Origin of the sequence: Siphonobacter sp. BAB-5405 (assembly GCF_002872335.1) — a bacterium.
In the GTDB taxonomy this organism is placed as follows: domain Bacteria; phylum Bacteroidota; class Bacteroidia; order Cytophagales; family Spirosomataceae; genus Siphonobacter.
Map to the genome: position 1 here is coordinate 158287 of NZ_NJAG01000036.1, position 13035 is coordinate 171321.

At 49.4% G+C, this 13035-nt stretch carries 15 protein-coding genes; 7 read left to right on the plus strand and 8 right to left on the minus strand.

Going from position 1 to position 13035, the window contains the following annotated elements:
- Positions 1-4: 4 nt before the first annotated feature.
- From BWI97_RS20090 to BWI97_RS20100, 3 genes are all read right to left on the minus strand, one after another.
- Positions 5-481 carry an RES family NAD+ phosphorylase gene (locus BWI97_RS20090; protein ID WP_102202513.1) on the minus strand — a complete coding sequence of 159 codons (477 nt, stop codon included), beginning with the start codon at positions 479-481 and terminating at the stop codon, positions 5-7.
- A gap of 4 nt (positions 482-485) precedes the next feature.
- On the minus strand, positions 486-983 hold the full coding sequence (locus tag BWI97_RS20095; protein WP_102202514.1) for an antitoxin Xre-like helix-turn-helix domain-containing protein: 498 nt from the start codon (positions 981-983) through the stop codon (positions 486-488).
- A gap of 172 nt (positions 984-1155) precedes the next feature.
- Complete coding sequence (locus BWI97_RS20100; RefSeq protein WP_102202515.1) at positions 1156-1521, minus strand: VOC family protein; 366 nt, start codon at positions 1519-1521, stop codon at positions 1156-1158.
- A gap of 327 nt (positions 1522-1848) precedes the next feature.
- Here BWI97_RS20100 and BWI97_RS20105 point away from each other — a divergent pair, with 327 nt between their 5' ends.
- From BWI97_RS20105 to BWI97_RS20115, 4 genes are all read left to right on the plus strand, one after another.
- Positions 1849-2727, plus strand: coding sequence for an AraC family transcriptional regulator (locus BWI97_RS20105; protein WP_102202669.1), 879 nt, complete (start codon positions 1849-1851; stop codon positions 2725-2727).
- A 70-nt stretch (positions 2728-2797) separates the two neighbouring features.
- Positions 2798-3307 (plus strand): SDR family NAD(P)-dependent oxidoreductase, encoded by a 510-nt coding sequence (locus tag BWI97_RS20110; RefSeq protein WP_369826620.1) that lies wholly within the window; start codon positions 2798-2800, stop codon positions 3305-3307.
- A 2-nt stretch (positions 3308-3309) separates the two neighbouring features.
- Entirely contained in the window at positions 3310-3534 is a 225-nt protein-coding gene (locus tag BWI97_RS29265; protein ID WP_369826621.1) for a hypothetical protein, read from the plus strand.
- Between the two features lie 203 nt (positions 3535-3737).
- Positions 3738-4148 carry a DUF1810 domain-containing protein gene (locus BWI97_RS20115; RefSeq protein ID WP_094808563.1) on the plus strand — a complete coding sequence of 137 codons (411 nt, stop codon included), beginning with the start codon at positions 3738-3740 and terminating at the stop codon, positions 4146-4148.
- A gap of 320 nt (positions 4149-4468) precedes the next feature.
- On the opposite strand, the gene BWI97_RS20120 is transcribed toward BWI97_RS20115, so the two are convergent.
- On the minus strand, positions 4469-4870 hold the full coding sequence (locus BWI97_RS20120; RefSeq protein ID WP_094808562.1) for a DoxX family protein: 402 nt from the start codon (positions 4868-4870) through the stop codon (positions 4469-4471).
- 116 nt (positions 4871-4986) lie between these two features.
- Here BWI97_RS20120 and BWI97_RS20125 point away from each other — a divergent pair, with 116 nt between their 5' ends.
- The gene (locus BWI97_RS20125; RefSeq protein ID WP_102202516.1) at positions 4987-5328 is read left to right on the plus strand and encodes a helix-turn-helix domain-containing protein; all 342 of its coding nucleotides are present in this window, start codon (positions 4987-4989) and stop codon (positions 5326-5328) included.
- A gap of 219 nt (positions 5329-5547) precedes the next feature.
- Positions 5548-5868: a quaternary ammonium compound efflux SMR transporter SugE gene (gene sugE / locus BWI97_RS20130; protein ID WP_094808560.1), complete on the plus strand. Its 321-nt coding sequence runs from the start codon at positions 5548-5550 to the stop codon at positions 5866-5868.
- A gap of 109 nt (positions 5869-5977) precedes the next feature.
- Here the strand turns inward: sugE and BWI97_RS20135 are convergent, their stop codons facing one another.
- Both BWI97_RS20135 and BWI97_RS20140 read right to left on the minus strand, forming a co-directional pair.
- Complete coding sequence (locus tag BWI97_RS20135; protein ID WP_102202517.1) at positions 5978-7495, minus strand: T9SS type A sorting domain-containing protein; 1518 nt, start codon at positions 7493-7495, stop codon at positions 5978-5980.
- Between the two features lie 45 nt (positions 7496-7540).
- Complete coding sequence (locus BWI97_RS20140) at positions 7541-9097, minus strand: tail fiber domain-containing protein (protein ID WP_102202518.1); 1557 nt, start codon at positions 9095-9097, stop codon at positions 7541-7543.
- A gap of 482 nt (positions 9098-9579) precedes the next feature.
- Here BWI97_RS20140 and BWI97_RS20145 point away from each other — a divergent pair, with 482 nt between their 5' ends.
- Positions 9580-10626, plus strand: coding sequence for an Atu2307/SP_0267 family LLM class monooxygenase (locus BWI97_RS20145; RefSeq protein WP_102202519.1), 1047 nt, complete (start codon positions 9580-9582; stop codon positions 10624-10626).
- Positions 10627-10741: 115 nt separating this feature from the next.
- Here the strand turns inward: BWI97_RS20145 and BWI97_RS20150 are convergent, their stop codons facing one another.
- Entirely contained in the window at positions 10742-11980 is a 1239-nt protein-coding gene (locus BWI97_RS20150; protein ID WP_102202520.1) for a lipopolysaccharide assembly protein LapB, read from the minus strand.
- A 23-nt stretch (positions 11981-12003) separates the two neighbouring features.
- On the minus strand, positions 12004-13035 hold the full coding sequence (locus BWI97_RS20155; protein ID WP_102202521.1) for a lipopolysaccharide assembly protein LapB: 1032 nt from the start codon (positions 13033-13035) through the stop codon (positions 12004-12006).

Here is a 13035-nt window from a genome sequence, read left to right on the forward strand (position 1 = left end):
GCACTTAGGCCGTACCGCTTCGAAGCCGAGTGTCCAGCGGTAATACTCGCTGGTGAATCAGCTGAACGTCGATATAAGCCGGGTGACGCGGATGTAACAGCAGGTTGTACGATTCAGGCATGATGACCGAGGGTACGCCTACGGCCAGACAAAAGGGATCTTTCAGCCATTCTTTCAAAATGGTCTGGCTGGCGAAGAGGGAGGGAGCGTTCCAGTATGCGGGCAACTGACTGGGGTTCAGCCAGAAAACGGTTTCTGGGTCTTCGGGAAGGCGGAGTGTACTAAGCCACAAACGGGGCAACTCGCTCGTGAGCAGGGGCGGCAGGTGGACCAGCGTTTCCAGCAGGGCCAGTTCCGGCGTTCGGCTGGTGTAGAGAATACCGATGCCTTTGGGGTTCCAGCGACCCCCGTATTTATAACTCCCCACCGTCGACAAGGGGTCCGTATGGTAAGGTTCTTTGTTGATACGAAATACGTCCATGTACTTAACTAATGATTCCCCATTCAATCCGGCCGAGTACGTCTTCGGCTAAGGCAAAGCCTGAAACGGTATCCAGTACGGCAAGCGGCGACTGGGCTTCCTGTTCGCTGGTGGCGGGGCTGCTGTACGCTTCGGCAACCGGGGCTTCGAATGAGCCCATACTTCGTAGCGGTGGCGTAGGCCCAGGTTCCTCGGTTCGCTCGGCGTAGGCTAATTCGGGCAGGGGGGTATGCAACCAGCGACTGACCAATTCCGACCGACCATCGAAAACGTTCAGACTGTGCCGAAGTAAGCGTTCCAGTAACAGCAAACGCTCGCTGGCGGCCAAGGAAAGTACCTCCGAGGGCGTTTTCCCGTGCAGACCCCGGACGGACATATTCAGTACGTGGGCCATTTCCTTGTCGCTCAAGCCGGCAAGGGCGGCTACTTCGTCCACCCGGGCACGCAGTACGCCTTGCCGGGCTTGTTGGATCAGATGCGTTACGGGCAGAACAGCTTGCATAGATTGATTTCACTAGTGTATGGTAAATATACACACACACGAGTGAAAAAATTCCATTTTGCCGTATTCTTTTCCTGGGAAGGTGAAAATCGTTGCCTTTGGGTAAACAAAAAAGTAAGGAAAGGACCAGCTAACGCGGTAAAACTTTCCCGTTGAAAAGCTCTACAAGTGATTACTCTACTCGGAAATGCGGATTGTAAATGATTCCCAGCGTATTACCGAAGGGATCCTGTAGTGTAGCCACGAAAATGCCGCCACCTACTTCCTGGGGTTCTTCCAGCGATTTCGCTCCCTTTTCCAGCAGCGATTGATACACCTCGTTGATGTGCTCTACGCCCCAGTACGTAACGGGCGAACCCTTGGCGGGTGCCAGATGCGGGTCCAGCCCTAATTCATAACCGCCGACATTGTAGCCCACGTAAAAAGGCTCATCGAAATACGGAGCGATTCCTAAAAAATCGGTGTACCAGGCCTTGGTCTGTTCCAGATCAGGAGCGGCGTAAATGGTGGTTCGGAGGCCTAACAGCGGAGATGCCATGCGTTAGCGGTTAAGTGAGCGTATGAAAAAGAAAACCAGAATGAGCTGCCAAGATAGCAAACCTGCCTTTTAATGAAAGATACTCTCTCGAAACGTTTGCACGAAAAAGTGCATCGTCTACTCGCTTTAATGTAGAGAAGAACCATGCCGGATGAAACTTTCTGAAAGCAATCTGAATTCCTTCGGATGGCGATCAGATACAGGAAAGGATGTCAAAAAAGATGCATACGCTCCACGATTAAACGGAGAGCCTGTATCCAACGCAAGTAATTATGAATGGAACGGGGCAGCTCGCTCGTATGGAGGAATGCAAACGAAAGCCAGGCTATGAAAGATACAAAAGGCTTACTACAAGAGATTAGGCATCACGATACGCTGGTGTTAACCGTTAACGAAAACTGTACGAAACCCCCACCGGAACGAGTTCTACAGACGCTGCTGCAACCCCATAAGTTGTCCTACTACTATTTTGTGTTCATGGATCAGGGAGCCGCCACGTATAGAACGGATTTACAAAACGTGATCCTGTCGGATAGCCAATTGTTGATGGGATTGCCTAATCAGGTGTTCGCCAATTCGTATTCCCACGCCCGGACTCAACATTTTAAGATTGGTTTTGATGAAACTACGCTGGCCCTGTTGCCGCAATCCTATTCCTTTCTGGTCAATCCTAATAATCTAAGTACTCTCACGTTCGATCCCGTGGCCAAGCAGCGGGTCAAGGCGATATTGGCCATGTTGTTTCAATTGCTTCATGCGTCGGAACGACGGGCCGATGTACCGATCCTTTTAGCCTATTTAAACGCCCTGTTAACGGAATTCAACAGTGCCTACTTCGAGCAGAGCCAGCAGGAGGTACGTTCAAATCCCAGACTGGCCAAATACGCGGCTTTCAAACAGGTGGTGGAAAACTATTTAACCGAACAACCGGAAATCCATACCATCGCGGAAGAATTATCCCTGACCCCGAGCGGTTTGTACAGCGTGGTCAAGGAATTTTCGGGGGTTTCACCCAAAGAATGGATTACTAACCGATTAATACTGGAAGCCCAACGCAAATTGCAGTACTCCAGCGTTTCGGTCAAAGAACTAGCCTACGAGCTGGGCTTCAATGATCCCGATTATTTTTCGCGAGTATTTAAAAAAAAGACCGGCAAAAGCGTCCGTTCCTATTTAACGGAAGGGCACGATTTGTCCGGTAGATAACATGATTTGTCCAGAAGCCCTGGATAGGGACTCGCTACTTTCGCCCCGTAAGTTTTAAACGGTTTAAACAATGAAAGTAGCATTAGTAACAGGAGCTAACAAAGGCATTGGGCTGGAAGTAGCCAAACAGCTCGCTCAAAAAGGATTTCAGGTGTATCTCGGAAGCCGTGACCTGGCTAAAGGCGTACAGGCCGTAGAAAAACTCCAGGCAGAAGGATTCAGCAACGTCGAAGCGATCGCTTTGGATGTGACGGACGAGGCCTCGGTTCAGGCCGCCCGCGAGCGTATCGGTCAGCAAACGGAGGTTTTGGATGTACTGGTCAATAACGCCGGTATTTCGGGTGGATTTGAACAGTCGGCCCTCGGGTCACCCATCGAGCAGTTTCAAACCGTGTACGATACCAATCTGTTCGGCGTAATCCGAGTGACGCAGGCATTCATTGATTTGCTAGAGAAAGCAACGGAGCCGCGAATCGTCAATGTCAGTACCAGCATGGCTTCGCTCACGCTGGCCGCTGATTTGACTTCACAGAGCTATCCCACCCGCTTTGTGGCGTATCAATCTTCAAAGACAGCCTGAACATGTACACGATCAATCTGGCGTATGAGCTTCAGGATACACCCTTCAAAGTGAATGCGGTTTGTCCCGGTTATACGCAGACCGATTTTACCAATCATCACGGGACTAGTACGGTGGCCCAGGCTGGCGAACGGATTGTTAAATACGCAACGATCGGATCGGATGGACCAACGGGTAAATTTTTCAGTGAAGAGTACTTTCCGGAACCGGCCAACTGTCCCTGGTAAAACCGAAACCCCACTAGGTACTCCCTGGTGGGGTTTTCAGTACTTCTTTTGCACCGCAAGAGAACGATGCGGAGTTGAGAAACATGGATAACGGATTTTCATCTGGCCAGTAGGCGAAAGTGTGGGGCGGAGCATTGCCAGCCAGAAGGATAACTAGGCTAGGCACAACTCTTTTTATACCGGTTGGAGCTAAAATTACTGCAATGGACCTCAATCGATTTATAGAAGCTCAGGAAGAAGAGTATGCTCAGGCTTTGTCTGAAATTAAAAACGGACGAAAGCGGAGTCACTGGATGTGGTACATTTTTCCGCAGTTGAAAGGACTCGGTTATAGTCACATGGCCCAGCACTATGGTATTGCGGACCGGGCGGAGGCTCAGGCTTATGTACAACATCCCGTGCTTGGGCCTCGTCTTATCGAAATTTCCCAGGCCCTGCTGGATCTGCCGATAGCCAATGCTACAGTCATATTGGGAAGTCCCGATGACCTGAAATTACGTTCCTCCATGACCCTGTTTGCTACGCTCGAAGCAAGTGATCCCGTATTTCAGCGGGTACTGGATAAATTCTACCAGGGAGAAGCGGACGCCCAGACGCTACGTTTACTGGGTTAATCAGCTGATAATCGGACACTGGTATTCCATTGATTAGAATCGACGATACGTCCCAGACCCTTCTGAGACGTATTCTGAATCGTTCGTTTTGATGGCTGTAAACGGCTATAAATTCCGCAGCGATCCAAGATCATTCCATTGAAAGAAGCCATCGGCAGGTCTTCCACTTACTACAAAAGGGAATAATTCATCCCCTGTCAGGGTCATAAACTGCCGATGACCGAACCGCCTGGCGTAGGTCAGAAGTAAGTCCAGGTAGGATACACAACACAGGTACGGCACACAACAATGGATGTAATTCGGTGCGGCGTCTTCATATCTTACAAAAATGAACGCATGGGTGCGTTCGTCCATCGACCCCAGGCGACCCCGGCGGCCAGTAGTGCAAAGACAACATTTACACCAATAAGCGAGGCCTCCCCGCGGGCAATGTGAAAAATACTGGCGGTGATCATCAGCAGAATTACCCCCACGGCTGCGAGCGGCGTCAGTGCAGGTTTGACGTTAAGTAGCATCGGTACTACCAGACCCAGGGCTCCCAGCACATCGACCATTCCGGTAAGCGTGACCACCGATCGGGGAACCTGATTCGTCCAGGGCCACATCGCCGCTAATTGATCCAGAGGTTGAAATAATTTCATACTGGCGGCCCAGAGCAGACTGGCAGCCAGCAAGAGTTGAATAAGCCAAAGGGTTACGTGCAGGATTCGGTTCTTTTTCATGCCATAGTTGATTTGTAATGGCACGAAACTAGGTAAGTTTGCTATCCCGTAGAAAGCACTATCCACTGGGATAGCACTTTCCAGTTGGATAGTAACGTACCCCAAAATCCTGTGTGATGCTCACGAGCGAAGGTTGCCCCAGTACGATGTTATCGATCAAAGATGCCCTGGAGGCTCTGGAAGGAAAATGGAAATTGCTGATTTTGTTCGCTTTATCTTCTTCGGGGCCTAAACGCTTTAAACAGATTTCCAAAGAGGTCGCCGGGATTACCGATAAGACATTATCGAAAGAATTGAAATTGCTCGAATCGAACCAACTCGTAAAACGCGAAGTACACGATACGTTTCCGCCGACGGTTGAGTACTCGATTACGTCACACGGGCTGTCGCTGGAAAAAGTAATCGCAGAACTGCATTACTGGGGACTGGCCCACCGGAAGCAGATTATTGGAAAGTAAAGAATGATTCGATTAATGAAAAGGGCTTTGGGTAGCATAGCGACCTACTTTACCGCATAGCCATTACTGCCAGAATTTAAAAAATGAACCCAAACGGGAATTTTTGAAGGCCTGGGGAAGTTTAGACAGCACGATCTACGTTAAGTCACTGGAGGACGACCTCCCCCACGCAGGGAATCGCATTCGGGACGGCCCGGCTTATTTTAAAAAAGCTAAACCATGGCCTGGATCTATTTGATTTTCGCTGGACTGCTGGAAGTCGTCTGGGCGTACTTCATGAAACAATCCGAAGGATTTTCCCGCCTTACCCCCTCAATACTTACGCTCGTAGCCATGCTGGCCAGTTTTGGACTGCTATCCGTAGCCATGCGAACGTTACCCTTAGGAACCGCTTATTCAATCTGGACGGGAATTGGGGCCGTTGGAGCTTTTCTGGTGGGAATCATTCTGCTGGGTGAAGCAGTGAATTTTACCCGCATCCTGGCCGCTGTACTGATTATTGCAGGGCTGGTATTGATGAAAGTTTCTTCTTCGCATTAATAGCTGAGCCTTGTAGGAGGCAGTCTCCGGTGAGTACTAGTAACGTAAAAAACAGGCCCATTCCTTGTATAAGAAATGGGCCTGTTTTTCTGCTGTCAAGGACAGCGTATTACTGCTTGAGCACTTTAAAGGTTTCTACCGTGCCGTTCGCAAACTGTAATCGGACCACGTACAAACCCTTGGTTAATCCCTGCATAGGAAGCTGGCTACCGGGATTTGAAGTACGGTACACGGTAGTTCCCATGGAAGAAAGGACCTGTATAGCCTGTAATTTACTCAGATCTTTTATCTTCAGCGTTAATACATCGGCTACCGGATTGGGATACACGCTGGCCAGGGCGGCTACTTCGAAAGCGATACTTTGGGAACGCGTGAGTTCAGTGTGACCATCAAAATCAACGATTCGCAGGCGGTAGTAATTGATGCCATTAGCGGGGTCCGGGTCCAGGAAGCTATAACGTTGCTCCGAAGTACTATTACCCTTCGCAGCTACTGAGCCAATGCTTCGCCAGGTACGCCCATCCAGGCTGTGTTCGATTGCAAAGCTTTTCGTATTTTTCTCCTGTGCGGTAAGCCAGGTCAGCTGGGCGGCATCTCCCTCTTTGCTTACTTCAAAACGGGCTAAGGTTACGGGCAAAGCCGAAGCTACGGAGCCAATGGCCAGAGCCGTAATGGCGGTTCCTGCCGGAATAGTACCCGTAATGGGGCTATCTTCTTGGTTGCTGGTAGCGGTAGCTCCGCCACTTAGGTCAATCCATTGTGTACCGTTCCAGCCCACTACCCGTAGATTCTGAGCGGAGGCAAAGCCACTCATGTCAGGCATGGCTACGCGAAAGTTCACCGCGTCGGCTGTTCCCTGTACCGTAATCCAGTCCCATTGGCCGGCCGGACTTACACTGGTAATGCCCGAACCTACGGCGGTGGTGGGGTGCAGACTGCCGCCATCAGAAGGGTCGGGTGTGCTGGTTGGATCGCCCGTAATCCAGGCGACGGCGTATTCATTGTCTCCGGCGGGAACGCTCAGCGTTTGCAGGGGCCGGTAGTCCGTACCACTGCCGATGGGGAAGAAAAAAGGCGTATTTCCGCGTTTGCTAACGTACCCATTGACGTGCTTGGTATCACTGGGGTTGTTGTCCCCATAAACTCCTGCCGTGCCAAAATGAATAGCCCCCTGATCGGTAGCACTTCGAACAGTGGTCGTAATCCCGTTATGAAAGTTTAGGGTACCCGCTACGTTGATGCCCTGACTATTGGTGATAGCCATCACGTTGGGGCCAATGTTGAAGCGGAGGTTCGCAAAATTGGGAGCAATCGTACCGGCAATGGTGCCGTTGCCCTGGGCTGAAAATAAGTCCAGACTGCCCGTACTGAGCCAGGAGCCTCTAGTATCGAAAAGCGAATTGCCGTGCTCAAAGGTACTGGTATTGAGGAGGGTCATACGTCCATCTGCCAGCACAAAAAGCCCGTCGGGACTATAGTCAGAAACCGTACCTCCGTCGATGGTAACCGGAGAATTACCCCCACCCAGGGTAGTGGATTGGGCCATCCCCGCCAGTGGACTTAGCAGCAAAGCGAAGGCCGCACTGATCCAGGGGGTGACCAGGTATCGTTTAGAAGTTGAATGCATAGCGATCAGAATAAAGATTGAAAAACACGCTGAAAAGCCTACGGCTTACTTGGCCGCCTGAGCCTGGGTTTTGCTCACGCCCAGCAGTTGTTGTAATTCCTTGATCTGATCGGAGAGACTGGCCACGGCTTTCTCGGCGTTTTCTGCTTTGGTCGCACTCAAACGCAATTTTACATTTTCAGCTTTTAAGGCTTCAATCTGAGCTTGCTGTTCCTGAACGGCCTTCGTAAGTACTACCGTCATTTCAGCGTAATTGACGCCTAACGTTTTTAAGGAATCATCGGCAGTGGTTACTAGCTCTGGCAGAACCGCTTTTACTTCCTGAGCTACAAACCCAATTTTGTGGTCTTTGCTCAAGGTTACATCCTTGTATCGGTATCCAATCGTACGGAGACGCATAATTTCCTTCAATCCATACGCATTGTCCGTGATGTCTTTTTTGATGCGAAGGTCAGAAGGCGTAATTGTGCCCGAAGCCAGGATATTACCGATTACGTGCAATTTTTGAGTGGGAGCCAAGGTGCCAATCCCCACATTACCCTCTTCATTGACGAGCAGACGAGCCGCACCACTGGTATGGAGTCGTAAGTTTGAAGCATTCGTAGTTCCGTCCCCTACGTATTGGGAGATAATGCTACTCATGATAGAACTTCCTCCATTCACCTGTCCTCTGAAGACGATGCCTCCCAGGGTTGCATTGGTAGCTAAATTACCCGGGGTTGCTCTTGAACCAGTCGCTGAGTAAAAACTGAATCCAGGTCCAGTTGCCGCTCCATAGGATTGGATGGCGATATCATCCGTTCCTCCATCGCCCAGGCCGTCACTTAATAAGTTTAAACGTGATCCTGGATTTTCCGTACCAATCCCTACAAAACCCGTACTGGGAGCAATGGTCATGCGAAGAATGTTATCTTCACTGCCCGGTTCCAGTGAGCTTCCGGTTCCATTACCGCCCGTAAAAAAGCCAATACTTTTGGCCGAACCCGCTACAATCTTAGGGCCAATCGCACCCGTTGTACCAAATGAGCCATAACCGAAGAAAGCTCCACCGCCACTATTACGGAAACTAATGCCTCGATCCGTGCTAATATCTCCGCCATTATCAAACATAGCTATCACGGGTTGGCTGGATTGCGGTTCTCTCACACTGAACTGATACGTTGGATTATTCGTACCAATTCCCACCTTACCTAATTGATAAATATCTTGCGTGTTGGCCGTTGCCGGAGTCCGTGTAGCTACATTGTACCAGGGTTCTACGTAGGCCGCCGCTGCGGTTTTCTTACTTACCCAGCCCGTTCCATCATAGTAATATTCACCCGTACCCGCGGCTGGATAGGAGGCATTTGAGCTAGTTAGATTGGTATTAGTGTTATAGACACTCATACCGGCTATGGGTGTAGTTCCTGCCAATCCCCAGGTTGTAGTGGTAGAGAGGGATACCCGAGGCATCAAAAGACCTTTATTTGTGCTATTGAGTTCAAGAATAGCACTCGCGTCAGAAGCACCCGTACCGCCGATTTTCATCTGGGCCTGGAGTGAAGGAGCCGCCGACAGAGCCGCCAAAAAGCAAGCAGTAGTAAGTAGTTGTTTAGTCTTCATAGTGTAAAGGAATTGGATGAAAAAATTGATTAGTAATAAATCAAGGATTACCTGACGGGTGAAACCACCAGGCCTAACAAACCGTCAAATAGAAATCAGGGAACGTTCAGGTAAAGTGAACAAACCGCGTAGTGATGGGGCTGTAAAAAAGAAAGGTTCAGTGGATAGATAGGAATCATTTTAGCGGAAACGATTTGGAATATCTAATGTGAGCGTTGCGGATCGGGGGGCAAAGGAATTGAGTATCCCATTGATAAACTATAGTAATACGTGAATCCTGGTGTAGTAGTACTTGTATTCTTCAATAAGTATCGAATTTGGATTTGGTATGATGTGCTTAAGTGAAACCTAAGTATAAAAAGGTTTTATTTTGACGAAAAAGGCTTAAAATGAAAGCTCCTTTTGGGAAAGGAGTAACAAATGAATCATTTGCTGGAAATTTCCATTAAGACAACAAGTCGAATCCTATCTAGCTTTAACGCATGGAACTTGGTATTTCCAGTTTTGGTGAAATCCATCCCGATCACGTTTCGGGTGGAGCACGCAATGCCCACGAACGAGTACAGCAGTTGCTCGAAGAAATTAAACTCGCCGATGAAGTCGGTCTGGACGTCTTTGCCCTGGGTGAGCACCACCGGCCTGATTTTGTGGTGTCGGCACCGGAGGTCATCCTTTCAGCGGCGGCGGCTCTGACGAAAAACATCAAACTTTCCAGTTCGGTAACCGTATTAAGTTCCGCCGATCCGGTACGGGTCTTTCAGAATTTTGCGACGCTGGATTTAGTCTCAAATGGACGGGCCGAGATCATGGCGGGGCGGGGGTCGTTTATTGAATCTTTCCCCTTGTTTGGGTACGACCTCAATGATTACGATGGCTTGTTTACGGAAAAACTGGAATTGCTGCTAGCCATTAATCAGAGCGAGAAGGTTAGCTGGGAGGGACAGTTTCGGGCAGCTATTCAGAACTTGGGGGTGTATCCAAGACCTTTACAGGAGGCTTTGCCTATATGGTTAGCCGTTGGTGGTACGCCGGCTTCGGCGGCTCGGGCTGGCTCACTGAATATACCCATGACGGTAGCCATTATTGGGGGAACGCCTGATCGTTTTGTACCTTTCGTCAAGCTCTTTCGGCAGGCGGCCGCTCAGGCGGGTCACGACGTAAGCAAACTCCCGCTGGCCATCAACTCCCATTTTTACGCCGCCGATACGCCTCAACAGGCCATCGACGACTTTTTCCCACCCTATGAACTCATCATGAACCGGGTAGGACGGGAGCGGGGCTGGTCACCCATTGGCCGGGATTATGTCGAATTTATGCAGAAAAGTGGCCCCTTGATGGTGGGCAGCCCCCAACAGATCATCGATAAAATCATGTACTTCTACGAGTTGTTCCAGCAAACGCGGTACCTGGCTCAACTCATCGGCGGGCATTTGGTTCCGCACAAGAAAATACTCAGAGCCATTGAATTATTCGGTACGGAAGTGGCCCCGGTGATTCGTAAGGAAATGGCTTCCCGGCAAACGGTATAAAAAGATAGAATCCTCTAAGAACTCCAGTCAGTAGAAGAGATTGCCTATAAAAAACCCGAGTTGAGATGCCTCAGCTCGGGTTTTATTCTTTTCAAGTACTCAAGAAATTGGCACTTTAAGCTCCTCGCATCAAGGCAAAGTTGTACAACCAACTGTAAATTAATACTCCGAAAAAGGCCAGATAACCCAGGAGAAGACCCAGGCCGAGGTAGACAAATCCAACCAGAACCGCTAACGCTCCCAAGCCAATAATCAACCAACTTACGACTTTAAGCCAGGTTGGAATACGTTTGGGGTGATCAAGCAATCGGGATAGCGGAATAATAACCAGCAGTCCGTACATACCTAACAGAAACAAAGGACCGTAATCCAGCCAATAATGAACGGCTAACGATAGGACCCCTACGCAAAGAGCGATACCCGTAATCCAGGCCAGCCGCTTTTGATTTTTTTCCAGAGCCATTCTTCCGTACGAATCCAGCTGTAGAATCAGGTAACCAACCGGCATCATGACCCAGGTAAAATACAGAAAGCCGATGATGAGGACCAGTAGTACATTCAAAACAGGAAAACGTTCAGCGTACTGGCGAACCAGATTCTGCCCCAGTAGTACACCCAAAATGATCGACCACTGCATGCTCGACTGGTGACGGCTCATCCAGAAGGAATAGTTGAGATAAGCCCGGTACAGAGGATTTTTGGCTTTTACGGCTTCTTTCATACCCTCCTGAGCAAACTCATACGTCGGCTTCATCCGTAAGGCTTCGGCAAAATGCTGCCGGGCCTCCGAAATATTCCCCCGTTCCAGTTTACTCCAGCCGACGGTGGCCTGCGTGTAGGCGTTATGTGGGTCGGCAGCCAGGGTTTCTTCAATGGTACTTTGCATTTCGTCCAGTCGTCCCAATTTGGTTAGGGCTTCGGTACGCGTGTTCAGACACTGCACGTGTTCGGGGTCAATGGCCAGGCCCTGGTCAGCGTAAAACAACGCTTTTTCCCAATGCTTCTGCAGGTTATGTAGCGTGCCGAGCATATTGAAATAGTCCGCATCCCAGGGATCCAGCTCAACGGCTTCCAGCAAAGCCTGTTCGGCGTCAGTATATCGTTTGACAAGGAGTAAAGTTACGCCGTGGAAATAGTGAGCAATGGAATAGTCGGGTGCCTGGCTCAGGAGTTCTTCGGCCGTTTCCAGTGCCTTTGGATACTCGTGCGTATTGATGTAAGCCTGTACGAGCAGAACCAGGGCTTCTAAATCTTCGGGTTGTTGCAACAGCCACTGCCGTAATTCCTGAATCGCTTCCGCGGTGCGGTTGAGATTCATCAGCAAACGGGCTTTATCAAGGGCATTTGATTCCAAACGAAAGAATGGTTTATGTACAGTTAATACAAAAAGTAGGCGATCAGAACAAGACAGAATCCTACGGAAAATAGAGCCGCTCTTTTCTCACGTTTCTCCAGACACATTTTTCCGAAAGGATGTAAAAGTAAGGCTGCGTTGGATAGCGGTTTCAGAAATAGATTTAGAAACAGTAAACTGACTAGGGCTACGGGAATGGCAAAGAGGAAGGCGAAGACCCGGTTTAGACTGCTTAGCCACTGCCACTCTCTAGGTACATGCTTGGGTACCCAGATGATGAATACTACGCAACATACGATTATCCAGCCTAAACGTAAGCCTCGGGCCACATCGTCATTTACATTGCCATCCCTGCAATCCATCAAAAATCGATATACGACACTATTAGCCTTAATGGACTCCAGTAAGCCGTCTCTGGGGCTCTTGACCATCGGGTCAATTCTCAGCGACGTTTTAAAATGATATTGAGCTTCCTTGATCCGATGAGCGTATAAATGTACCCAGCCTACAATGGCGTGCGTCATCGGATCTTCGGGCGTAAGGGTTAACAGATGAAAAGCTTCCGATGAATAATCATATTCCAGTAGTGAAAGTGCCGCAATCTGTATTTTCAGACACCCAACATGCTCAGCATCGATGGCTAAGCCCTGACGGCTTACATCCCAGCTTTCTTTGTACGATTTACTGGTTAGTAAAAGCTCCGCGTACAGGCAATAGTAATCCGGCTGATCGGTTTGTAATGTCAGGGCTTGATGAATGGATTCCCGGGCCTGCCCGTACTCTCCTTGGCTAGCCAGTAACATACTACGCAAGAAATACACGCGGCTATCGAAAGGCAAGGTTTTTTCCCAACGCAGAGACGTGTCCCAGGCGTTCTCGAAATCTTCCATGGCTAGATACGTCTGCATTAAGCCTTCCCATACTTCAGCAGTTTGCACTTGCTGGTGAAGCAATTGCCGATAAATGCCAAGAGCATCCCTCCACAATTTTCGATCCTGTAAAAGTTGGGCTTTGATAAGCAGGCCATTTACTTCGGCTGAAGCATCTTTATACAT